26 protein-coding genes, 1 pseudogene and 2 riboswitches are annotated in these 24,625 nt (G+C 33.2%); of the genes and pseudogenes, 13 read left to right on the forward strand and 14 right to left on the reverse strand.

Features of this window, described 5'->3' with window-relative positions; translation table 11 throughout:
• Window positions 1–105: 105 nt before the first annotated feature.
• From SH09_RS00160 to xpt, 5 genes are all read right to left on the reverse strand, one after another.
• A complete protein-coding gene (locus SH09_RS00160; RefSeq protein ID WP_042737591.1) occupies window positions 106–618 on the reverse strand; it encodes a YagU family protein in 513 nt (170 codons plus the stop codon).
• Window positions 619–1,006: 388 nt separating this feature from the next.
• Window positions 1,007–2,548, reverse strand: coding sequence for a glutamine-hydrolyzing GMP synthase (guaA, locus tag SH09_RS00165; RefSeq protein ID WP_042737592.1), 1,542 nt, complete (start codon window positions 2,546–2,548; stop codon window positions 1,007–1,009).
• A gap of 20 nt (window positions 2,549–2,568) precedes the next feature.
• The gene (gene guaB, locus SH09_RS00170; protein WP_042737593.1) at window positions 2,569–4,035 is read right to left on the reverse strand and encodes an IMP dehydrogenase; all 1,467 of its coding nucleotides are present in this window, start codon (window positions 4,033–4,035) and stop codon (window positions 2,569–2,571) included.
• A 37-nt stretch (window positions 4,036–4,072) separates the two neighbouring features.
• Window positions 4,073–5,341, reverse strand: a complete 1,269-nt coding sequence (pbuX, locus tag SH09_RS00175) for a xanthine permease PbuX (RefSeq protein ID WP_042737594.1) — start codon at window positions 5,339–5,341, stop codon at window positions 4,073–4,075.
• Complete coding sequence (gene xpt, locus SH09_RS00180; RefSeq protein WP_042737595.1) at window positions 5,338–5,919, reverse strand: xanthine phosphoribosyltransferase; 582 nt, start codon at window positions 5,917–5,919, stop codon at window positions 5,338–5,340. The genes pbuX and xpt overlap by 4 nt, the downstream gene beginning before the upstream one ends.
• Before the next feature lie 241 nt (window positions 5,920–6,160).
• A riboswitch (purine riboswitch) is annotated at window positions 6,161–6,263 on the reverse strand.
• Between the two features lie 225 nt (window positions 6,264–6,488).
• Here xpt and SH09_RS00185 point away from each other — a divergent pair.
• The 4 genes from SH09_RS00185 (at window position 6,489) to SH09_RS00200 (ending at window position 10,668) form a co-directional block, all read left to right on the forward strand.
• Window positions 6,489–6,905, forward strand: coding sequence for a general stress protein (locus SH09_RS00185; RefSeq protein WP_042737596.1), 417 nt, complete (start codon window positions 6,489–6,491; stop codon window positions 6,903–6,905).
• Between the two features lie 200 nt (window positions 6,906–7,105).
• A complete protein-coding gene (locus SH09_RS00190; RefSeq protein WP_042737597.1) occupies window positions 7,106–7,774 on the forward strand; it encodes a hypothetical protein in 669 nt (222 codons plus the stop codon).
• A gap of 124 nt (window positions 7,775–7,898) precedes the next feature.
• The gene (locus SH09_RS00195) at window positions 7,899–8,939 is read left to right on the forward strand and encodes a hypothetical protein (protein ID WP_042737598.1); all 1,041 of its coding nucleotides are present in this window, start codon (window positions 7,899–7,901) and stop codon (window positions 8,937–8,939) included.
• A 343-nt stretch (window positions 8,940–9,282) separates the two neighbouring features.
• Complete coding sequence (locus tag SH09_RS00200) at window positions 9,283–10,668, forward strand: L-cystine transporter (protein ID WP_042737599.1); 1,386 nt, start codon at window positions 9,283–9,285, stop codon at window positions 10,666–10,668.
• Between the two features lie 361 nt (window positions 10,669–11,029).
• On the opposite strand, the gene SH09_RS00205 is transcribed toward SH09_RS00200, so the two are convergent.
• Window positions 11,030–11,617 (reverse strand): hypothetical protein, encoded by a 588-nt coding sequence (locus SH09_RS00205; RefSeq protein WP_042737600.1) that lies wholly within the window; start codon window positions 11,615–11,617, stop codon window positions 11,030–11,032.
• Window positions 11,618–11,705: 88 nt separating this feature from the next.
• Window positions 11,706–12,461 (reverse strand): annotated as a pseudogene (gene nfsA, locus SH09_RS00210) (oxygen-insensitive NADPH nitroreductase).
• A gap of 739 nt (window positions 12,462–13,200) precedes the next feature.
• Between nfsA and ahpC the strand changes: the two are divergent.
• The 4 genes from ahpC to SH09_RS00230 all read left to right on the forward strand — a co-directional run bounded on the left by ahpC (window position 13,201) and on the right by SH09_RS00230 (window position 16,902).
• Entirely contained in the window at window positions 13,201–13,770 is a 570-nt protein-coding gene (gene ahpC, locus SH09_RS00215) for an alkyl hydroperoxide reductase subunit C (protein WP_042737601.1), read from the forward strand.
• Window positions 13,771–13,786: 16 nt separating this feature from the next.
• Window positions 13,787–15,310, forward strand: coding sequence for an alkyl hydroperoxide reductase subunit F (gene ahpF, locus SH09_RS00220; protein ID WP_042737602.1), 1,524 nt, complete (start codon window positions 13,787–13,789; stop codon window positions 15,308–15,310).
• 409 nt (window positions 15,311–15,719) lie between these two features.
• Entirely contained in the window at window positions 15,720–16,343 is a 624-nt protein-coding gene (locus SH09_RS00225) for an NDxxF motif lipoprotein (protein ID WP_042737603.1), read from the forward strand.
• Window positions 16,344–16,686: 343 nt separating this feature from the next.
• On the forward strand, window positions 16,687–16,902 hold the full coding sequence (locus tag SH09_RS00230) for a hypothetical protein (protein WP_042737604.1): 216 nt from the start codon (window positions 16,687–16,689) through the stop codon (window positions 16,900–16,902).
• A gap of 223 nt (window positions 16,903–17,125) precedes the next feature.
• Here the strand turns inward: SH09_RS00230 and SH09_RS00235 are convergent, their stop codons facing one another.
• Window positions 17,126–17,710 (reverse strand): histidine phosphatase family protein, encoded by a 585-nt coding sequence (locus SH09_RS00235; protein ID WP_042737605.1) that lies wholly within the window; start codon window positions 17,708–17,710, stop codon window positions 17,126–17,128.
• A 138-nt stretch (window positions 17,711–17,848) separates the two neighbouring features.
• On the opposite strand from SH09_RS00235, the gene SH09_RS00240 reads away from it, so the two are divergent.
• Both SH09_RS00240 and SH09_RS00245 read left to right on the forward strand, forming a co-directional pair.
• Complete coding sequence (locus SH09_RS00240; protein WP_042737606.1) at window positions 17,849–18,226, forward strand: DUF4870 domain-containing protein; 378 nt, start codon at window positions 17,849–17,851, stop codon at window positions 18,224–18,226.
• 122 nt (window positions 18,227–18,348) lie between these two features.
• Window positions 18,349–18,684 carry a DUF4889 domain-containing protein gene (locus tag SH09_RS00245; protein ID WP_042737607.1) on the forward strand — a complete coding sequence of 112 codons (336 nt, stop codon included), beginning with the start codon at window positions 18,349–18,351 and terminating at the stop codon, window positions 18,682–18,684.
• Window positions 18,685–18,793: 109 nt separating this feature from the next.
• On the opposite strand, the gene SH09_RS00250 is transcribed toward SH09_RS00245, so the two are convergent.
• The 4 genes from SH09_RS00250 to SH09_RS00265 form a co-directional block, all read right to left on the reverse strand.
• Window positions 18,794–20,134 carry a PepSY-associated TM helix domain-containing protein gene (locus SH09_RS00250; protein ID WP_042737608.1) on the reverse strand — a complete coding sequence of 447 codons (1,341 nt, stop codon included), beginning with the start codon at window positions 20,132–20,134 and terminating at the stop codon, window positions 18,794–18,796.
• A 215-nt stretch (window positions 20,135–20,349) separates the two neighbouring features.
• On the reverse strand, window positions 20,350–20,976 hold the full coding sequence (locus tag SH09_RS00255) for a LysE family translocator (RefSeq protein ID WP_042737609.1): 627 nt from the start codon (window positions 20,974–20,976) through the stop codon (window positions 20,350–20,352).
• A 284-nt stretch (window positions 20,977–21,260) separates the two neighbouring features.
• Window positions 21,261–21,575 (reverse strand): DMT family transporter, encoded by a 315-nt coding sequence (locus SH09_RS00260; protein WP_042737610.1) that lies wholly within the window; start codon window positions 21,573–21,575, stop codon window positions 21,261–21,263.
• Window positions 21,575–21,901, reverse strand: coding sequence for a DMT family transporter (locus SH09_RS00265; RefSeq protein ID WP_042737611.1), 327 nt, complete (start codon window positions 21,899–21,901; stop codon window positions 21,575–21,577). Before SH09_RS00265 ends, SH09_RS00260 begins: the two co-directional genes overlap by 1 nt.
• Before the next feature lie 52 nt (window positions 21,902–21,953).
• Window positions 21,954–22,053, reverse strand: a riboswitch (guanidine-I (ykkC/yxkD leader).
• A 290-nt stretch (window positions 22,054–22,343) separates the two neighbouring features.
• Between SH09_RS00265 and SH09_RS00270 the strand changes: the two genes are divergently transcribed.
• Window positions 22,344–22,574, forward strand: a complete 231-nt coding sequence (locus SH09_RS00270) for a hypothetical protein (RefSeq protein ID WP_042737612.1) — start codon at window positions 22,344–22,346, stop codon at window positions 22,572–22,574.
• 40 nt (window positions 22,575–22,614) lie between these two features.
• On the opposite strand, the gene SH09_RS00275 is transcribed toward SH09_RS00270, so the two are convergent.
• Entirely contained in the window at window positions 22,615–23,034 is a 420-nt protein-coding gene (locus SH09_RS00275; RefSeq protein WP_042737613.1) for a GNAT family N-acetyltransferase, read from the reverse strand.
• A gap of 268 nt (window positions 23,035–23,302) precedes the next feature.
• On the opposite strand from SH09_RS00275, the gene SH09_RS16820 reads away from it, so the two are divergent.
• Window positions 23,303–23,479, forward strand: coding sequence for a hypothetical protein (locus SH09_RS16820; RefSeq protein WP_162846361.1), 177 nt, complete (start codon window positions 23,303–23,305; stop codon window positions 23,477–23,479).
• Window positions 23,480–23,582: 103 nt separating this feature from the next.
• Here SH09_RS16820 and SH09_RS00280 read toward each other — a convergent pair whose 3' ends face one another.
• Window positions 23,583–23,987 carry an SRPBCC domain-containing protein gene (locus SH09_RS00280; RefSeq protein WP_042737614.1) on the reverse strand — a complete coding sequence of 135 codons (405 nt, stop codon included), beginning with the start codon at window positions 23,985–23,987 and terminating at the stop codon, window positions 23,583–23,585.
• 169 nt (window positions 23,988–24,156) lie between these two features.
• On the opposite strand from SH09_RS00280, the gene SH09_RS00285 reads away from it, so the two are divergent.
• On the forward strand, window positions 24,157–24,534 hold the full coding sequence (locus SH09_RS00285) for a VOC family protein (RefSeq protein WP_042737615.1): 378 nt from the start codon (window positions 24,157–24,159) through the stop codon (window positions 24,532–24,534).
• Window positions 24,535–24,625: the final 91 nt, after the last annotated feature.

Here is a 24,625-nt window from a genome sequence, read left to right on the forward strand (position 1 = left end):
CTAAATATCTATCTTCAATTATATATAACTATATACTTTCGCAAAAAACGTCAATTTCTATTACAACAGAAATTGACGTTTTTTAGTTAGCGATATTTAATATGATTATTTTTCAATAAAAGCCTTATTTTTATAAACAAAATATCTTCTCACAAATTCAATAACCATCATCCAAACGATATGGCCGAATAACTCAGATAAATGTTCATGCAAAGGCTGTTGTAATGCATTATGCACCACACCCATCAAAGGCATAATAATCAAATGAAATGCAATCCAAACTATGATACCAAATACAGCACCATAACCCATTGCCACCTTTGTAGAATAATTCACGAGTATCGCATAAATGAGCGCAAATGCAATAGCAAAACTAAAATGTATAATAAAACTCACCCAAGGCATTGATTGCTCAGAGAATTGATATGTTGAATGTGTAAAATCAGAACTGAAACCAAAATGTTGCAACAATTCCTGTGGTGGATTTGTAGCATTACGTTCTGGTGTTCTTGGTGGAAACATAACTTCCCAACCAAACTTAACGATGCCAGATAATACCCCACCCACAAGTGCAACATACACAATTTGAATAAGGGATAATTTATTTTTTCCTTTCATAAATACATCCTCCTTATATTATTTCTACAACAAAATTTTACCAAAGCAAATTTATTCAATTCAATATGATTTAGATTGTGAATATTAATATTTTGCGAACATTTTCACATTAAAAGAGTAGATGTCTTATTTAGTGATACTTTCGCTAAAATTAAAAGTTCATATAATTACTGACATAGGAGACTGACCCAATTGCAGATGATTTAAATACTTTAATTTTAACCCCAACTTATAAAGTGAAATTGTACATTACTAAACTTAACTTAACTCATTTATTGATTACATCAATTTTTAGACCGAACGTATTCAAAACGTATTCAAGGCAAAATAAAAAGAGCTAGAAAGTGCATAACAGCAACATTTCTAACTCTTTTTAAATGCTTATCTATTATTCCCACTCGATTGTGCTTGGTGGCTTAGAAGTAATATCATAGACTACTCGGTTTACGTGGTCTACTTCGTTTACGATTCTGCTTGAAATCTTTTGTAAGACTTCCCAATCGATACGCGCAAAATCACTTGTCATACCATCAATAGAAGTTACGGCACGAATACCCACTGTGTGGTCATACGTACGGTAGTCTCCCATTACACCTACTGATTGGATACCCGGTAATACTGTAAAGTATTGCCAAATGTCACGTTCAAGACCTTCCTCACGAATGACTTGTCGTAAAATCGCATCTGATTCACGGACGATTTCTAGTTTATCCTCAGTAATTTCTCCAAGTACACGGATACCTAAACCTGGACCTGGGAACGGTTGTCTCCAAACTAAATGTTCTGGAATACCTAATTCAATACCTAATTCACGCACTTCGTCTTTAAACAATGTGTTGATTGGCTCGATTAATTGGAATTCCATATCTTCTGGTAATCCACCAACATTGTGGTGAGATTTAATTGTTTGTGCAGTCTTAGTTCCTGATTCAATTACATCTGTGTATAATGTACCTTGCGCTAAGAAATCAACACCTTGTAATTTAGATGCTTCATCATCAAAGACGTAGACAAATTCATTACCGATGATTTTACGTTTTTGTTCTGGATCAGAAACACCTTGCAATTTGCTCATGAAACGATCTTGTGCATTTACACGAATAATATTCATGTTGAAACCTTCACCGAATTGTTCCATAACCATGTCGCCTTCGCCCTTACGTAATAAACCGTGGTCAACGAAGATACATGTCAATTGATCACCAATTGCTTTGTGTAATAATACTGCAACTACTGATGAATCCACGCCACCGCTCATTGCACAAAGTACTTTACGGTCTCCTACTTGGGCACGAATCTTTTCAATTTCAATTTCAATAAAGTTTTCCATTGACCATTCACCAGTACAATCACAAACGCGACGCACAAAGTTACGTAATAAATCATTACCGTATTCTGTATGACGTACTTCAGGGTGGAATTGTACGCCGTAAATGCGACGTGATTTATCTTCGATAGCAGCATAATTTGTGCTAGGGCTATCAGCGATCACTTCGAATCCTTCAGGAATTTCGATTACTTTATCCGAATGACTCATCCAAACGTTTTGCTCTTCAGGTAAACCAAAGAATAACTCGTCTGTCTTAGCATTAATTACAGCTTTACCATATTCACGTTCATTGGCACGCTCAACTTTACCACCTAGTAATTTAGTAGTTAGCTGCATACCATAACAAATACCTAAAATAGGTACACCTAAATTATAAATTTCAGGATCGATTGTAAATGAATTTTCTTCATATACTGAATTTGGTCCACCAGAAAGGATAATACCTTTAGGATTTAAACGTTTTATTTCTTCAATACTAATTTCATGATCGTGTAACTCACTGTATACACCCATTTCACGAATACGTCGTGTAATCAATTGGTTGTATTGGCTACCAAAGTCTAAAACAAGTATCAATTCTTGCTCTTTCGCCATTTCCATAACTTTAAATCTCCTTTAACTTAGAATGAATAATTTGGTGATTCTTTTGTAATTTGAACGTCATGTGGATGACTTTCTGCTAAACCAGCAGGTCCCATGCGTGTAAATTGAGCTTCTTCTCTTAATGATTCTAAGTTTGCTGAACCAGTATAGCCCATACCAGATCTTACGCCACCCATTAATTGATAAACTGTATCTTGTAAAGGTCCTTTATATGCAATACGGCCTTCGATGCCTTCTGGAACGAATTTTTTAGGTGTTTTGTCTTCTTGGAAGTAACGGTCATTTGAACCACTTTCCATGGCACCTAATGAGCCCATGCCACGATATACTTTATATTGTCTACCTTGGAAAATTTCTGTTTCTCCTGGGCTTTCTTCTGTACCAGCCAATAAGCTTCCTAGCATAACAGCGTGTCCACCTGCAGCTAATGCTTTAATAATATCACCTGAGAATTTAATTCCACCATCTGCGATAATCGCTTTACCATGTTTACGTGCTTCTGTAGCACAATCATAGATTGCTGTAATTTGAGGTACACCAACACCAGCAACGACACGTGTTGTACAGATTGATCCAGGACCAATACCAACTTTAACCACGTCTGCACCAGCTTCGTATAACGCTTTAGTTCCTGCTGCAGTCGCTACGTTACCTGCTATTAATGTAACTTGTGGGAATTTTTCTTTAATGTGTTTTACTTGGTTTAATACGCCTTTAGAGTGACCATGTGCAGTATCGATAACAAGTGCGTCAACGCCTGCCTCTACTAATTTCTGTGCACGGATATCTGTATCTTTCGCAATACCAATTGCTGCTGCAACTAAGAGTCTACCGTGAGCATCTTTAGCTGAGTTAGGGAACTCAAGTACTTTTTCGATATCTTTAATTGTAATTAAACCTTCTAGGCGTCCATTTTCAACTAATGGTAACTTTTCAATTTTGTGTTGTTGTAGTAACTCTTCTGCTTCGTCCAATGTCGTACCAACTGGCGCAGTTACTAAATCTTCTTTAGTCATTACGTCAGAAATTTTAATTGAAAAATCTTCGATAAAGCGTAAGTCACGATTTGTGATAATACCTACGAATTGTCTATCCGTTGTATTATTAACGATAGGTACACCAGAGATGCGATATTTACCCATCAATGCCTCCGCTTCATAAACACTTTCCTCAGGAGTTAAATAAAATGGATTAGTGATGACACCATTTTCAGAACGCTTAACTTTTTGTACTTCGTCTGCTTGATCTTCGATATTCATATTTTTATGAATAACGCCTAAACCACCTTGACGCGCCATTGCTATAGCCATTTTTGATTCAGTTACCGTATCCATACCTGCAGATAATACGGGTATATTTAATTTTACACCTTCTGATAATTGCACACTTAAATCTACCTCTTTTGGTAACACATCAGATTCCGCTGGTAACAATAACACATCATCAAATGTTAGTGATTCTTTTTCAAATTTATTTTCCCACATACTCGTACAGCCTCCTAATATTTGTTTTATAGTTACATTATTCCATAACTTCTGACTTTTGTTGATACTTTATGCCATTAAAAAAGAAATTCAAAACAATCGCCGAAACTGCTCCAAGTACAATACCATTCTGGGTTAACCAAGCGAAGTTATCACCTAGTGCTTTAAATGCTTGTGGTACTGCACTTATACCCGTTCCTAGTCCAACTGATACAGCAATAATCAATAAATTATTTTGATTCTTAAAATTAATATTACCTAATATACTAACACCATATGCCATGACCATGCCAAACATAGCTATCATCGCACCGCCTAATACTGGAAGTGGAATCATATTAGCCATTGCGCCTATTTTGGGAATACATCCACAAACAAGCAACATAATGACCATGCCATAAATTACATTATTCTTCTTCGCCCCTGATAAAGATACGAGTCCGACGTTTTGTGAATAAGCCGTATAAGGAAATGCATTGAAGATAGAGCCTAAAATAATTGCAATACCTTCTGCTGTATAACCCTTTCTAAAATCTTTACGTTCTAACTGCTTACCAGTGATTTCACTCAAAGCGTGATATACACCAGTAGATTCAATTAAACTGACTAGTGCGACGATAAAGAATACTAATGTCGCACCAAAATCAAAACTAAATGTCGAAAATCTAAAGGGTTGTGGCAATGCAAACCAATGCGCATCACCCACTTGTTTCACATCTACGACACCAAAGAATGATGCGAGTACTGTCCCAACAATCAAACCAATTAATATGGCGATGGATTTCATAAATCCTGTCGTCAATCTTTGTACGACAAGTATAACGATTAATGTCGTCACTCCTAAGATGATGTTTTTAGCATCTCCATAATTTTTAGCACCTTCTCCACCTGCTAAATAGTTCATAGCAACTGGCATTAAATTAATACCAATAATCGTTACTACACTGCCCGTTACTACTGGTGGGAAGAATTTAACTAAATAAGAGAAAAACGGAGCAATAATGACTACTAATATCCCTGACAGGAATAATGAGCCATATAAATCGCCAATACCTTTCGTTTGTCCGATTAGGATCATTGGTGCCACTGCGGTGAAAGTACAACCTAATACAATCGGTAAGCCTGTCCCTGTACCTTTCCACACTTGTAAGAATGTTGCTAATCCACACATAAAGATGTCTACTGTGACTAGAAATGCGATTTGTTCTGGTGTAAAATCCAAACTCGTACCCACGATAATCGGAACTAATATCGCACCAGCATACATCGCTAATAAATGTTGAAGACTTAAGATAAATGTCTTCATGCCTCGTCACCTACGAATGTCACTTCGTTACCCTTTAATGACGCAACTTTACATAATGACGATACCGTTAATCCTGCTTGTTCTAAACGTTCTCTACCTGGTTGGAAACTCTTTTCAATGACAATACCAACACCAACTGTCTTAGCTTGCGCTTGTTCAACAATCTCATTTAGCCCTAGTGATGCATCACCATTTGCTAAGAAATCATCAATGATTAGCACTCGATCATCTTCATTTAAAAACTCATTAGACACAATGACCGTGCTTGTAGTGTTTTTAGTAAATGAATGAATTGAAGCTTGGTAAACATCTTGAGTCAATGTACTTGGCTTTGCTTTTTTAGCAAATAGACAAGGTACATCAAAATGTAAAGCTGCCATAATTGCTGGTGCTATACCAGATGCTTCAATCGTTAAAATTTTTGTGATACCTTCTTCTTTGAATTGTTCGTAAAAGGTCTGCCCCACACTATGCATTAACTTAGCGTCAATTTGATGATTTAAAAACCCATCTACTTTAAGGATTTTTTCATCAATGACTACGCCGTCATCTGCAACCTTCTGTTTTAACAAATCCACTCAAAAAACCTCCTCATTTTGTATACAAAAAAAATCCTAAACTAACTTAGTTTCAGGATCTATGAGTGAACGTGCAATACCAAAAGAAGCCATTCTCCATCTTATAACGATTACGCGCTAACTTGGTTCCTTACATCCATTTCCCTTTTCATAAAAATGTAAGGTCGTATTAATCGTAATGTCATTATTATTTTAGCTTTAGCAACCGCAAAGGCATAAAACAATATGAATTTTAGTCTCGTGTATTGTATAGGTTACTCATAGTCACATCGTTCATGGCGACATGGTAGAAACTTCTAAAGCCGTATCCTTTAGATTATATGAGTTAGATAAATTATTAACTGATAATAGCAAATTTCACGATTATTTTCAATATGTCATTTTATGTAATCGTTTTTATATAATTATCCTATTAAAACTACAACAGTATGTGAAAGCGTTTCATAATTCACCTAAATAGTAATTGTCAGTACTATCACGTAGTTATATAATAATAGTATATTCGTTTTATTAATTTTGTATGTGGGTAAATATTACTAATCACACAACATCGGATGGAGGGACTTTAAATGTCAGATTTCACAGTTGTACAAAGCAAGGAAGAAATTTTAAACGCAATTGAACAAAAGCTAAGTGAAGGATATAAAGCTTCAGAACTTTCTGTATTAAGCAAATCCAAACTTCACATTGATGAGTTACACGATTCAGAGGTGAATCTAACATCAACGAGCGGTACGTTCAGTGATAAGATGGCTAAGCTGTTAACTGGTGAAGACGGTGAAGAAATTGTCTTATCTTATTATCATATTTCAGATGAAGAAAAGACACGCTATAAAGACGCAATCCTAGATGGTAAGTATGTAGTAGTAGCGAAGAAAGATACTTCTACACACGAAGAGGTGGAGGATTATAATGCCGCTTACGACCCAAAGCCTAAACCAGGCGTAACACATTACGCCGAAGAAACGCATGGCCCTAAGTCGTAATTACTTACGCACACCTTAACAAATTAATATTTCAATGAAAGCACCAACCCTTGTGATATGTACTGTGGGTTGGTGCTTTCATTTCCGCAATAATTATGGCACCTAAAATGTTCTTTCATTTATATTGGCTATTTATCTACAATTTATTACAAACTCATCATCTATGTTATAATAAACGCAATAATTTTGGAGGTGTACCCATGGAGTTTAAGACTGTTACATCTATTGATGACCCTTTATTTGAAGCCGCATTGAAAATATATGATGAAAGGTTTGATATTGGTTTATCAGAAGACAAACAAATCTTCAAGCAATCATTAGAGAATGTCCATACTAAAGATGATTATTTATTCATCGTAGGTTTAGAAGACGGTCAACCAGTCAGTCTCGCTACCGCCCATTATGAAGCGACAACTAACTCAGCATTTTTAATCTATCTTATAGCCGTCAATCAGTCTAACCATAGTGAACTCATTACACAAACTTTGGATCAAGTCGAACTTGAAATCAATAAACTATCAAATCAATTACACGCACATGATGTTAATTTCATTATGCTTGAAGTAGAAAGGGAACCTGCTGAAGTCGAAGAAAAGGATATTCAAATTTTAGAAAACAGACGAGAATTCTTATTTGAACATGGTTTTGAGAAACAAACTGACATCGATTATTTAGCTCCAAGTATATATGGTTATGCCGATGGTGTACCAATGGATTTATTTATTAAATCAAACATCGAACTTACCAAAGATATCTATGGACCCAGTATCAAATCCAACTATATTCTTAAATATGTATTTGCCAATAAAATCTCTAGAAGTATAATTTACCCGTTATTAGAAGAGATGGATCTGCGCAAGCGATTGTGATAGGCACTTGAAATCACTGGTTAAACAGGTTAAAATGACGTAGAGGTAAGACTGACGTTTCACTAACCGGAGACAAACGTCAGTATACATATACTAATAATTAATTATGAAAGGACTTATTTCTATGTTAACCAAAGAATTTGCACAACGTGTGGAACTAAGTGAAAAACAAGTCCGCAAGATCGTTCAACATTTAGAAGAACGCGGTTACCAACTTAGTAAAACTGAATACCGAGGCCGTGAAGCAACTGATTTCCAAGAAGAAGATATCGAACTTTTCCAAGATATTGCAGATAAAGTTAAACAAACAAATAGTTATGATTTAGCATTTGATGAGTTAGAAAAAGAGAAAGACTTCTTACAAGTACTTGTAAAGGACGAAGGTAGCAATCTACCAACCGATCAAAATGTTTCACATTTAGTCGAAGATTTGCGTAATGAAATTCAAAAAATGCGTGACGAACGACAAATGTTAGGTCAAATGATCAATCAAGTACACCAACAACAACGTGAATTACATGAAATGCAAAATCAAATCACTACTCAATTAAACAATAATACCGAATCATTAAAGGCAATCCAAACATCTACGGATGAAATCAAGACAACACAAAGTGCGATTCAAGAAGCTCAAATCGAACAACAAACGATTGCTCAGTCTAACGTTGAATCAAAGCAAATACCCGCTAATCAAAGTACAACTACAAGCGATTCAGAAAGTAACTATACTGAAAGTTCGACTGAACAACGTACTGAACCTAGTAAACAAACAACAGAGACTAGCGCACAACAAGATGATAAAGCTGTCGATAAATTGATTGCTAATTCGAACAACTCAGCACAAGCAAAGACTGAGAAAGATGAGATCACTCAAGTTAGCAAACCTGCTGACACAACAACAACTAAATCTGATGATAAAGATGACGCTAACAAAGCAGCGACTACAACTACTTCCGACAGTACTAACGATACTAGCAAACAAGTAACAACTAACGATTCTACTGCTACACGCGATGAAAAAGTAGAACATTCTGTGGAAACTGACAAAGAAGCAACTATCTCAGATGATAATAAAGAGACAACTCAAACATATACTTCACAAGCAACGCATAGCGAACCTAAAGAAGAACGAAAAGGTTTCTTCGCTAGACTATTCAATTTATAAGATTCAAAGATTAGATTATAACGGAGCGACTCTAACAATTAGAGTCGCTATTTTTTTGTTAACTCCCTTTGATTTATACCCCATTCATTCCTCGTCCTATGCTACATTTTAAACTCTTGCATTGTACATTTATCATTAAGTAACACTCACCTTCCTTACTCACTCTGCCTCATATCATTATTTATCATTTATACAATTCAATTATTGTCAGAAAATAAAATCATTTCAATTTTATAAATTATTTTGAGTAATAGACTTGAATAATATTTCATTAGCTACTATCCTTAGTATGCGTATCGGATTATAAAACAAAATTTTTTATAGAAAGTGCAGGTCCTTTTATATGTTATTAACTATACTTAACATTATTATCTTTGTGGCCTTTCTCATTCTTTTATATGCAATGACAAGACGACATGTATCATTTCCTAAACGCGTATTCACTGCTTTAGGCATTGGGATTGTATATGGCGTTGTTTTACATTTAATTTATGGGATAGACTCAAGCGTTACGAAGCAAACAACAGATTGGTTTAGCATCGTAGGAGACGGCTACATTGCATTATTACAAATGATTGTTATGCCACTTATTTTCATTTCAATCGTTTCAGCATTCACTAAAATTAAGATTGGTGAAAAATTCGCGAAAATTGGGATGTATATTTTCATCTTCTTAATTGGTACAGTAGCAATTGCATCTATTATTGGTATCATTTCAGCATTGGTATTCAACTTGGATGCTTCTTCTATCGATTTAGGTCATGCAGAAAGTTCACGTGGTAGTGAAATTGCTAAAGAAGCTAAGGATATGACAGCAAATACGTTACCACAACAAATATTACAATTAATTCCAAGTAATCCATTCTTAGATTTCACAGGTCAACGTACTACTTCTACGATTGCAGTTGTTATATTTGCTGCATTTGTTGGTTTTGCATTTTTACGTGTAATGCGCAAGCAACCAGAAAGTGGTAGCGTCCTTAAACGTGGTATTGACGCACTTTACAACTTAGTTATGGCTATTGTAACTTTCGTATTACGTTTAACACCTTATGGTATTCTTGCAATTATGACTTCAACTATTGCTACAAGTGACTTTGGAGCTATTTGGACATTAGGAAAATTCGTTATTGCTTCTTATGTAGCATTAATCGCAATGTATATCATACATTTAATTATTATTTCATTATTAGGATTAAACCCAATTACCTTCATTAAAAAAACGGGCGAAGTATTACTATTCGCATTTACTTCTCGTTCAAGTGCAGGTACTTTGCCAATTAATGTTCAGACACAGAAAAATAGATTAGGCGTACCTGATGGTATTGCGAATTTCGCTGCATCATTTGGTTTATCTATCGGACAAAATGGTTGTGCTGGTATTTACCCAGCGATGTTAGCAATTATGGTCGCACCTGTAGCACATGTTGAAATCAATCTACAATTTATCTTAACTGTTATCGGAGTTGTAGTTATTAGTTCATTTGGTGTAGCTGGTGTAGGCGGTGGCGCAACATTCGCATCAATCTTAGTGCTTTCTACATTGAACTTGCCAGTCGCATTAGCAGGTGTACTCATCTCAGTAGAACCATTAATCGATATGGGAAGAACTGCATTAAACGTTAATGATTCTATGTTAGCAGGTACAGGTACAGCTAAATTAACAAATCATTTAGACAAAGATGTCTATGATTCAAACGAATATGCAGAAGTAACTGCAAGCAACTAAATGATTAAACATCTTATTTCAATGCAATAAATAAAGTTTATTTATAATACATGTCACATTTTCTCTACCATGCAGTATGATTGGTGGATGAGAATGTGGCATATTTTTTATATTTAATAAGTATTCTTTCGTGATAACGTGATAATGATTAAACCTCAACATTGATACAGTAAATATAGAGAGGCAGTAACGACATCATTCACAAAAAAAGCACACCTCCAATCTATATAAGGAGATGTGCGCTATATTATTTTTATGGTTCTCCATCAAAATTTGATTGCTGAGACAATATCCTCAACAGTCTAAATTTTTATAGAGCACATTATTTACTTTAAAATGATTAAACTACGTCATATTCACGTTAGTATTCTTCTGGCTTAAACGGCCCCCACGTCACCTTTGCCTTACTGTCTAATGGCAATGACTCTACAGATCTAGCCACATCATCGAACCACTTTAAAAATGCTGGTTCTTTATCTAACTGTGCTTCAACGCTATCCTCAGTAATATCATGTAAATACCAAGTCTTACTTTCAAATTCAAATTGAATCTGTGAATACGCGATTCGTGACATATTTACACTGTCATATAAACAGTTAACTTGCTTAACTAAATTGGGTGCCTGTGTAATTAAATTTTGTGAAATCGTACGTTTGTAATCTTCGTTATCTAAATCATTCCACATTCTTAACTGTCCATTCATTTGAAAGAAAATATCTATCGTTGATGCTTTATCATCAAAAGAGATTAGAATAAAGACCCTTTCAGCAGTATGTTCGACTGACTTAATTGTTCCAACAACTATTTTTTGTGCCATCTTGACCCAATACGCTTGAGCCTCGTTCGGAGTCAGTTTACTAGAAGAAGAGTAAATGTATCTATCGCTTGAATCTTTCTGCTTATCATCATCATTAGATTTCTTGTGAAATAGCTTTTCAAACATACTCATCTTCTTCAACTCCTTTTTTCCACTCAAGATAATTATTGAGCAAATTTAATACTTCTCTCAATTCACACTAAAATAGTTTGAGTTAGTATTACTTGCGTATAAAGCCTGAACTATTTAAATGATCCAACATATCTAGTCGTTGTTTCGAACTCATAAATTGTGCAATTTGTTCTGACCATGTTTCACTACGTTCACCATTCGTACGTGATTTATAGTAATCACTTACTTCTTGATCATATTTATCAAGAGCTTCTTGTTGCGTTTCTTTGTCTTGGTTATAACGATCTTTATGGAAGACATTTTCAAATGGTAAACGTGGTTTCGGGCTACCATTTTACCCATCTTCAGGAATGCCTAATGCCATACCAAATAATGGGAAAGTGTGATCAGGTAAATTCAATATTTCTCTCACTCGTTCAATATCATTTCTTAATGATCCTAAGTATACGATGCCATAACCCATATCTTCAGCAGTTACTGCAATATTTTGTGCTACTAATGTCGCGTCTACAGTACCAACTAAGAGCCCTTCAGCTGATTCAAATGAAGTAGCCATATCAACCTTTGTATGTTCATCTATAATAGAATGTCTATAATAATCAATTACAAACACAAACAAATAACCGTTTTCTACCACGTATGGTTGACCAGAAACTTCTTTTAATTCTTCTTTAATTTCAGGATCTTCTACACCAATAATTGAATATGTTTGTAAGTAACTTGACGTTGAAGCGCTTTGCCCTGCTTCAACAAGTTGTTTAATATGTTCTTCTGAAATACGTTCTTTCTTAAAGTTTCTTACTGAATGGTGCTGTTTCACTAAATTATAAACATGTTCAGACATGTCATCCGCTCCTCTTTTGTGTTTTTGTACACATAGCTTAACAGACATAAATATGGATTGCTTATATTCTGTTTACCCCGTTTTCCTATGATTTAAAAGATAATAAATCAATTAATGAAATAATAATTGATTTATTACCATTAAACGGAACGCTATATATTCCCTTTTCATAACATTTAACGTCTATCTCATTCCATAATTCACTTCTTCCTTTATTTATATAGGTAATTTATAATACGAATACTTATATAAATTTTCATTTTTTGTTCACATTTTCAGTGACTTTCTCTCAACTATGCTGATGCCCTTAATTGAACATTATATAATCAGTAAATAAGTGCCTTTCTTTTAATAATCACTTTGGCAACTCATCATTACTCAAGAATAACAACTCAAATGACACAATAGCTTTAAAATGATAATAATCATTACCTTTAGTTCTCAATTTTATATGTTTAGTTGAGAATAACTTGGTTATTTATGAACTATAAGTCTAGTATTAGTAGTGTGAAATACACTGTAAAACGATCTAATCTGACTTAGCCATTTTATATTAAATTCTATTTATATGGCGTTATTTTACTCTTTTCACTTACGAGCTTACATTGTTGACGAAACATATAATAAATGCAATAATGTAAAACATAGAGATTAGAATTATTATAATTAAGTAATCATAACAATCTACTTTTCAGTAATTCTAATCAAATTTTAAGAAAATAATCAGGAGGATGTTTTTATGTCTTTAATCAATAAAGAAATTTTACCATTTACAGCAAATGCTTATGATCCAAAGAAAGATGAGTTCTTCGAAATCTCAGATGAAAACTTAAAAGGTTCATGGAGTGTTGTTTGCTTCTATCCAGCAGACTTCTCATTTGTATGTCCAACTGAATTAGAAGATTTACAAGGACAATATGATAAATTACAAGAATTAGGCGTTAATGTTTATTCAGTATCAACTGATACGCATTTCGTACACAAAGCATGGCATGACCATTCAGATGCAATCAGCAAAATCCAATATGCTATGATTGGTGACCCTTCTCAAACTATCACTCGTAACTTTGATGTATTAGATGAAGAAGCTGGTCTTGCTCAACGTGGTACATTCATCGTTGACCCTGATGGTGTCGTTCAAGCAGCAGAAATCAATGCTGACGGTATCGGTCGTGACGCTAGCACATTAGTACACAAAATTAAAGCAGCACAATACGTGCGTCAACATCCAGGTGAAGTTTGCCCAGCTAAATGGGAAGAAGGTTCAGAAACATTACAACCTGGTCTTGACTTAGTAGGTAAAATCTAAGGAGGCATTGATTTAAATGCTTGATGATCAACTTAAATCACAATTACAACAATTACTTCAATTAATGGAGGGTGACGTTGTACTCAATGCAAGCATTGGATCAGATGACAAATCTAAGGAATTAAAGCAATTATTAGAAGAAGTCGCTGAAATGTCACCCCGCATTTCAATACAAGAATCAACACTGAAACGTACACCTAGTTTCTCAGTAAATAAACCAACTGAAGAAACTGGCATTACGTTTGCAGGTCTTCCAATGGGACATGAATTTAATTCACTCGTATTAGCATTGTTACAAGTGAGTGGTCGTGCTCCTAAAGAAGAACAAGCAGTTATTGATCAAATCAAAGCATTAGACCGTCCACTACATTTTGAAACTTATATTAGTTTAACTTGTCAAAAATGTCCTGACGTTGTCCAAGCTTTAAACTTGATGAGTTTATTAAATCCTAATATTTCTCATACAATGATTGATGGTGCTATTTTCAGAGAAGAATCTGAAAATATCATGGCTGTACCAGCTATTTTCCTAGATGGTGAAGAATTCGGTAATGGTCGTATGACGATTCAAGATATCTTATCTAGTTTAGGTAGTAAGGCTGACCCAGCAGAGTTTAACGATAAAGATCCATACGATGTCTTAATCATCGGTGGTGGCCCTGCGAGTGGTAGTGCAGCGATTTATACTGCAAGAAAAGGATTGCGTACGGGCATCGTAGCTGACCGCATTGGTGGTCAAGTTAATGATACTGCCGCAATTGAAAACTTCATCACTGTTAAAGAAACAGATGGACCGAAGTTCTCATCTGCGCTACAAGACCATATCAATCAATATAATGTTGATGTGATGACTGGTATACGCGCAAGTGCAATAGAAAAGACAGACCACGGTATCGATGTTACGTTAGATAATGGCGCACAATTACAAAGTAAAACTGTAATTATTTCAACGGGTGCGCGTTGGCGTAAATTAGAGGTACCAGGTGAAGAAGCATTAATCAATAAAGGCGTTGCATTCTGCCCGCACTGTGATGGTCCTTTATTTGAGGACAAAGACGTAGCCGTTGTCGGCGGTGGTAACTCAGGCGTTGAAGCAGCAATCGATTTAGCAGGTATTGTTAAACATGTTACCTTACTAGAAAGAAATGCAAACTTAAAAGCCGATAAAGTCTTACAAGAACGTCTGACTTCTTTACCAAATGTAACAGTAATCAAGAACGCCCAAACAACAGAAGTTCTTGGAGATGGTGCTGTTACAGGTCTTAAGTACCAAGATAAGAATAGTGGCGAAGAACAAACACTTGAATTAGAAGGTATTTTTGTACAAATTGGCTTATTGCCTAACACTGAATGGCTCGACAATTACGTTGAGTTAAACCAAGCTAACGAAATTATGATTGATCGTAAAAATGCGACGAGCATCCCAGGTATCTTTGCCGCTGGTGATGTTACCGATGATCGAAATAAACAAATTATTATTTCAATGGGTGCCGGTGCCAATGCAGCATTAAACGCATTTGATTATATCATTCGACATTAATCATCACCCTATCAATTTTAAATATAAATAAATATAGGAACTAAATCCTATCACAAAAGAGTCGATGGAAATTATAAATTTAATTTTCACCGACTCTTCTTGTTATATACATAAATTATTTTATAAGACTACGCGTATACGTAATGAGTTATGCAGTTGTTGCACTTTAATATACCACTTTATTCATACTATTTCTTTAATGATAAATTCATTCTAGAATCTTCACTTTGTTATAAAAATGGCACATCTTCTTATTTGTTCAAGAGATTGTGCATTTATTATTTCATAGCATATTCAAATAAATAGCACTACATGATACGCTTAAGTTATAATTTTATAAAATGCGTTTAAACATTGAACTTCGTTGTTTATATACGTACCATTATTTTCAAAGGAGCAGTATTAATTTATGAAGAAAAGCATACTATTATCGTTAGTTTTAGTCTTAACTATGATGCTTGCGGCATGTTCAAATAGTGATTCAGAAGATAACGACCACCAACATAGTGAAAGACACGCGCCAAAAAATGTTAAAACACTAACTGAAAAAGATATTTTCCAAACAGATAAAAAGGGCCAAAAAATTAGCGAACAAGAAATGAATGCAGCAATCAAAAAGTATTTAGCTGTCAATTCAGATATTTTGGATAATAAATACTTAATTCAGTATAAATTAGATAAACAATCAAACTCAGATAAGAAAATTACAGATGCACAAGCAAAACGTTTATCAAACTTATCACATTTAGCAGTTAAAAATGATGTACGTTTCGAGAAATTTATCAAGAACAACACACTACCTAAAGGTTATCAAGAAAATGTAGAGCGTATTCACAAATATTTCACTGCCTTAAACAGTACAATTAAAGATGCCGATGAAGCTATCGAAGAATTAGATTATCAACCTCAAAATGAACTCAATGTCGTCGATGTTTCAACAAAATTTGCTGGTGATGTAAACGGGAAACAACAAGATAAAATCAAAAAATTCCTAAAATCAAAAGATTTACCTACAAAAGCAATCGACAAATAATGGCTAAATGGTGACAATCAACTAAATAACATTGTAAGTTATTACTTAAAAAGTAACGATTAACAACGTTGTGTTGGCTAAAAAATGTTTATTGACAGATTAATTACAAAATGATGACAACGATGATTCCTAGATATACATTGCTTCAAGCCTAAAATATGTATATTTTAACAATCTTCGTTGTCTTATATTCGTAAAAAACCTTACATGATTGTAAGGTTTTTTAATACAATATCCCTTTTTTTCTCAAATAGTAATTTGTTATGATAATGGCAAGTTAGGCAATTAATTATTTAATGAGAAGCACAGCCGATCGTATTAAAAATTGGGAGGTTCCATAATTATGATTTTAACTATCTTATTTGGAGCAATGGCTGCTGTCTTCATAGCTTATTATCTCTTTGAGAAACAAGAAAAATATGGTGTTATATCATTTAAATCAATTGCACTAAGCATTACTTATGTCATACTTGCGGTAATAGTTGGTAGTTTTTTAGACAATATAAACACGATATTCCAAGGATTTCATGAAAGCTTAACAGCAGCTAAAAAATATTAAACACTCTGGCACATAAATTCCAGAAAAATAGCACTCAGATAATTCAATTTATCTGAGTGCTTCTTTTTATTCATATTACGAATTATTGGCTCGCTTTCCTATGGGACAACTCAGCTTATAATTGTCAGCCCATCCTATCCCCTAAGGAAACAGCTCATCAGAACAACCCCTTCCCTCATTTGGAAAATTAGAAAGGGATAATACCCATACTTTCTGTATAACATTATTTAATATCTAAGACATAAGGCACACAGTTCTCTACTTTTGTATCAACGGCACTCTCTTTAGATTCATAACCAAAATAAACAAGGATACAACGAATAACGACTTGATGTGCCACAATAGCAATATTATCATCTTGCGCTTGTACCTCATTTTTGAAAAACTGTTCCACTCTATATAAGACATCAGCATAACTTTCACCTTCTGGCGCCTTTTGACTAAAGCTATGGCGGAAATATTTATATGCTTCATCATTAAAATATTGCGCAAATTCTGTCGATTGTTCTAATTCATCAACCATTTCTCCTTCAAATTTTCCTAATGAACGCTCTCTCAATAAAGGCGTTTCCGTTTTAGGCACTTTATCACTAGGAAATATACCTTGAGCCGTTTGTTTAGTTCTCGTCAAATCAGAAAGGTATACATGATCAATCTCTTTATCTGCAAAATACGTTTGTAAATCAACAGCAGATTGTTCACCCTTTTCCGTTAATGGCACATCCATTTGACCACAAAAGTAATGATTACCGTTCTTCTTATCATAATTAGATTGTGATTCTCCATGTCTTATTAAATATATTTTCATATTTCTACTCCTCCATTTTCAATATATTATTCTATTGTCACATTTAACCGATTTAAAACTAACAGAATTGTAATATTACTTCCAAACACTATATTTAGTCTTATATTCTTGATAATCTTTAACACGAGGTGAAATTAAATGGAAAAAATTAACAGTAATCACTATAAATCTGCACCCCAAGGAAATCATGTCTTAGCATCTATCAGTTATTTTAGTTTATTTTTTGCTCCTATCATAGTTCCTATTATTGTTTGGATTTTTGCAGATAAGCCAACTTCACAACATGCATCTAAGTCTCTTGTTTATCATATCATTACGTATTTAGGCCCAATCATTGCATTATTAACTGGTTCATTTGGGATATCATTAATGCAAAATGCAACTAATAATTGGATCACTATTATTGTGATAATCATTGCGTGCCTACTGGCATTTGCGACAGTGTGGTATACCATTAAAAATGTATATAGAGGTGTAAGTGTACTAACTTCTGAATCAAGCTTTTTTAATCCTTAAATTGAAAATCATTTCAAATAAACTTTGTAATTAACTAAATTTGACAATATTTAAAACTTTAAAAATCATTATATACGAATCCTTTAATATCTATTATGATGAACAAAAGGAGACAGATTATAATGAAAAATAAACTTACTTTAGCTTTAATAAGTGTACTCGTTATCATCGGAATTGTCGTGACGATTACTATGGTCGTTTCAAGTCAGAAAAGCACATACTACGGTTATATGAAAAATAGTAACACAGCTGAAAAGGTTGTAAGTGAAAAAGATGGCCTTGTAACACATAATGTAAAGCTAAAAACGAATAGCGATTTCAAACCTAAGAAAGGCGATTTTGTTAAACTCGTTTCAAAAGATGATGGCAAGACATTTTACAAAATGCAAGTCGTAAAGCACGATGATATTCCTCATGGTCTAATGATGAAGATTCACGAGATGGATATGAAAATGTAAATATTAAAAAGAACCAATAGCTCATAATACGTCTACAACACACTGTTGGAATCCCAACAATGTTCAGTTACGTTATGCTTAGATATTGGTTCTTTTTTTATTTAACTTATTAGTTTGTTGATTGCTTTTTCTTATCTTTCAAATACAATAACAATTCAATAATAAAGACAATAATAAGTGAAAAGCCAAATAATGGCATTAAAATGCCTAAAATAATTAATAATACAATTACTGGTAATGACATTGGCTTTTTAACTCTATGAGGTACTTTAACCGTCTTTCCTTTCAAACGCTTAATCCATGAAGTAAATCCAAAGCCAATAGCTACTAGTAATGCAAGACAAACCAATAGATTAATCACTTTATTAGCAACACCAAATAAGTGTCCTTCATGCAAAGGAATTCCCCAAGTAAACCATTTACCAATAATGCCATATTCTTGATATTTCACTTGTCCTAAGTCTTTGCCATTATATTGATCCATATATAATGTTTTTTCATCATATGGAGAAACATCTAGACCTGTAACACCTGTATTACTACCCTTAGAAATAGTGAATGTACCTTCTACGCTTGATGGATAAACGATTGAAAATGGTTTGTTAAAACCATCTTTTTCAGCATTTTTGATTACTTTATCTAAAGAAATTTGATGCTTCAAATCTGTTTGTGGCATAGCACCTCCACCATGATGTGCTGCATGCTCACCAGATGCTGGTTGTTTGTTACTTCTTGTCGCCCAAGGAATTTCGTTGACATCTGACTTAGGTGGATTAATTGCCAATTCAGATTGACCTAAACTACCCGAATTATTCATAACATCTGCAATTTTAGCTCCCATAAAGCCTGACCATGGCAAACCAGTCAGGACAAGTACAAATATAGGTATTGCAATGATTACGCCAATAATGCCGTGCCATTTTTGAAACTTTAATTGTTTACTTTTATTGCTAATGAGTTTTTTCTTAATTAGTAAATAAGTCCCCGAAATAATCATAAAGATCGTCCAACATGCCGTTAATTCAACTAAATAATTAATAACAGTATTCTCTGTAAATAAAGAACTATGTATATTTCTAAGGACATTCGCGTATGTATGTTTGGCATTCTGATCAGCAACAATTTGATTATTATGATCTAGAAAGACATACCTTTGGTTACCTGCCATATCATCTAATGTAATTCTCTTATTATAAGGTTCGTCTAGTATACTAACCTTACTAACATAAAAACCATCGAATTTTTTCTCCACATCATCAATAGCTTGATTCATAGATTGATGTGTCTTATTCGAACTACCTCCGAAAAATTCAGTTTTATAAATATTATTTTCAACTTCTTGATAAAATAAATAACCAATGCCTGATATCGTCAAGGTAATTAGCAATGGTGTTATAAATAATGCCGCGTAAAAGTGCAATCTTTGTAGTGGATTAAATGTATTCTTCAACCTATTACCCCCTCTCTTTCAACATTATAAATAACTATGAAAATTAATATGTAGATAAATTGTGACTTTTTAATAATATAGTGTTTTATTTTTTATAATTAAATTATTTCATTTTCAGTTTACCACTAGCAAATATAAAAATAGACTAAGCGGTCCATACTTTGACTTACAAAGATCGACCACTTAGTCACATAATTAATAATATATAACAATGATTAACTACTTTTACTAAATAATAAATTGATTGATAACGTGATTAATATAGCACCTACCGCATAATCAAATATAGCTTTTACTTTTCTGTTGTTAAATAATAATTTAATATATTGAAAAATATATACACAGAAAATAAACCACACCAATATAACTGTAGTCACTATTGCTGATAAAATGGCAATTTGTGTAGAAACACCATCACCAGCCGTAATAAACTGCGGCAAAATACTTATGTAATATAATAAAGCTTTCGGATTTAATAATGTACTTAAAAATCCTTGTCGATAAGAGTTTAAATAGCTAATTTGTTTAGCTTGCATATGATCCTGGGAGAAGTCCATCCCTTGCCTTGCAGTAATAATACTTTTAATACCTAAATAAATTAAATAACATGCACCAAGTACCTTAATAACTAAAAATACATAATACATATTCGCTAAGATAAAAATAATTCCAAACACTGCTAATAAAGAATAACATACATGTGCACTCGTTATACCTAATGCTGCCATTGCGCCATTTCCTTTACCTGATGTAATAGAATTCTTCATTACTACAAAGAAATCAGGACCAGGAACAATAATGATCATTAGTGTGATGGTTATAAATGCTGCGAGTCCTTCCATCATATACACCTCCTATTCATTTATCCTATCAATCAACCCATACTGGTGCAATAGTATCTGAAAAATCATGCTGAAATCAATTACATTTTCAAAAAGTTGAATAAAATTAATTAAAAAAATTGTAGCGTTTACATTGTGTATTTGTTTAAAACTTGATATATTATAAGTGTAGTTGGGAACCGACTACTAGTCTTTTATATTCATGAACATATTACTCTAAAAGCGATGCCTTAAGGCGTCGCTTTTTCCTATTTTGACAGACTTTTTATATCTTATTAACTATCTTAACTTAATAATTTTAATCCTACAGTACTTGCAAGAATTACCACAATACATAATATTCGCTTTATATCCTTAGACTCTTTATAAAATATCATCCCCAACAAAGTTCCACCTACAGCACCTATTCCAGTCCATACAGCATATGCTGTACTCATAGGTAACTCACTCATCGCTACTGAAAGTAGAATAAAACTCAATATAAATGTTACACACATCATTAATAAGTTAACTTTCTTACGATAACTGACATAAGCATTCAAAAAATTAATACCTAACATTTCAAATATCCCAGCAAAAACTAAAATAATCCACATCATTATACTTCCTCTCCTTTATTTTTTGTAACCAACTTCAATCCAATTACGCCAAGTAATAAAGTGAAAATTAGAATCACTTTTCCAATATTCAAACCATGTGCAAACACTAAAACGTCAAATATCGTAACACCTGTTGTTCCTAATCCAACAAATACTGCATATGCCGTACCAACAGGCAAACTTTTAGACGCATTGATTAATAGATAAAAACTCAGCACGATAGCAATTGCAGTCAATAACCACTCAATTGCTGACGATGCATGCGTCAAACCAACTACCCAACCTACCTCAAACATAGCTGCAATAACAATCTTAATCCAATTCATCTCAATTCCTCCTTAAATAAATAAAAAAGCCTGGGAAACAGTAAAAATTACTATCTCCCAGGCTTTTATCCTTCCGTGTCACATTTAAAATGTGGCTTTCTCTCGGACCAGACCAATTGTAATTACATTGCGGAACCCTAGAAAGCTATTATTAAATTTCATTATATCTTAGCAAATAGTTAATTATAATTCAACCTAGTATCATTCAATTTCATACATTATAATTATTTTAATTTAATGAAAGCGTTTCACCCGTTTTATATACTCTAGATTAAAATTATTTTAATTTATTTAAGCAAAACTCTCTACATTTTGTACTTTTTCATGTATAATAAGAGTCACATTATAATAATTCTAATTTAAGTAATGTTTGTATTAGTTTTCTACTTCAAGTTCAATTTATCAATTAGAATTATAAAATTTAGAGAAAGAGGGAATTAATATGCAACTATTAAATTATAAAATGCACAATGACGAACTAGTCGCTACGGTATTATCAGATAAAAAACAACTTTTTAAATATAGTTTCGATGTGACTACACCTGAATATGAAATTTTGGATGTTTTAGAAGAAATAAATGAGCATGTAGATAACGGTCAACATCCATTAGGTTGCTCTTTATTGAAAACATTCACATATGAGGACGTGAGTCGTCACCATGCCTTATCATAATCATAAAGTTATTTATCCAAGATGAGTATTACTGTAAATCTTACACAGTATACTCATCTTTTAATTTTTGATTTTGATAAATCGCCATGCCAGTTTTCAATTTTCTGAAGCCCATTTTCTCATATAAAGCTTCATTACCTGTAGTAGAAATTAAATGCACACATGACAATTCCCCTAGATGTTCAAGCATCAGATTAATCATTGCTTTACCTATCCCTTGCTGTTGATAATCTATATGAACCACTAAATCATATATCGCTGCATTGAACACACCATCTGACAATGCACGTATAAATCCAACTACTTTAGCATCTTTTTTTGCGATAATAACATGTGTACTAATATTAAATATTTTGATAATATCTTCTTGCGAATGCCCTTCCCAACCATTAGAATGGTATACCTCCATCATATCTTCCACATCATTTATATTAAATTGATATTCGTATTTCAATACCATATCAAACAACCACCTTATCCTTACATTTGAATCAAATACATATTTCACATTATTTAAAATTGACATTATAAATTTATTATTTAATGACTATGCATTGATTAATAACAGTTTAACATGGTTAATAAAAAATTCCTGTTAAAATCACTACAGTAAAACTGATTCAGAAACACTTTTATATGTAAAGCTTTAATAAGTTATCTATATATTTTAACGGGTACATGTATAATAAATAGCCTTGCTCTCACCTATGCAGTAAGGAGGGATATCAATGTTATATTTTGCTATTCTATTGATCATTATTGGTGTCGTATTATTAATCATTAATAAATTTACACCTAAGCGCAAAGATGTGAGTAAGAAACAAAGTTATATTAGTTTTGGCGTTATTTGTTTGATTGTCGGCGTATTCTGGCTTATTGGTGCTATCATCAAAATGAACCTCTAATAGGATTAATTATTTATATTTAAAAAATCAGGAGTTTCTGTAGAATGACCTTCCGTATTTTCATACATTGATCAATTCTGCTCAACTCCTGATTCATATTTAACTATAACAGTGCTGCTCTAAATTTCACATTATACTCTAGATATGCCTTCAAACAACTTAACATATAGACCCATCCCTCTTTTTGTCCTAACAATTGCTCTACTTCAGTTTTGTCAAAATCTTGTTCAATTGTAGTCACAATAACGCCATTGTCATTTTCCTCAAAATGTATGTCGACAGGATGATTTCCCCATGTAAACTGAATTAAGCGATTTTCTTCCATATGAACAATCTCAATATCTAATTCTGCATTATATTCAGCATATTTTAGTGTAATAGTTTTTCCTGTTTCCCATCTTTCAGAACTATGAGAAAACCAAAATCCTGAAATTTCCTCTGGATTGACAAATGCTTCATAAGCTTTATTGGCTGGAACATTGATTTGCATCTGAGTTTGAATATCCATATATCCACTATCCCTTCTTTATTTCTAACTATATTTAAGTTAAACTATTTTGCTTCTTTATAAAAGTGACAATATATTAATAAATCTACCCTCATAATATTTTGTAAAACTGAACTAATTTTATATACTAATTTGTAATTACAACTATACATTTTAGGAGATGATTTATATGTTAAAAAGATTAGATGAAGTAATGATTTATGTTTACGATCATGATAAAGTGATGCAGTTTTGGACTGAACACTTGAATTTCACCGTTTCAGAAGACACAGCAGAGATGGGCATGCGTGTAGTTAAATTATTACCACAAGATCAAGCAGAAACTGCTATTGTCCTCCAAGACAAGAAAAAGGTTGATGAAATGGATATGGGCGTAAGTACTGCAACCCCATCACTGATATTTGCAACTACACAATTTGATGAACTGTATCAACACTTAAATGATAATGATATTACAGTCGGCGATATTATGACTTTACCAATGGGTAGAGTGTTTAACTTTGCCGATCCAGAAGATAATTATTTTGCGGTAAAAGAAGTTAAATAATACACTTTAGGATATCTATAAACTGTATTATTCTTAAACACATACTTTTCAATATAATAATCGATTTAACCTAACTGTAAACAAATAACAA

The organism is Staphylococcus gallinarum (genome assembly GCF_000875895.1).
GTDB classification, from domain to species: domain Bacteria; phylum Bacillota; class Bacilli; order Staphylococcales; family Staphylococcaceae; genus Staphylococcus; species Staphylococcus gallinarum.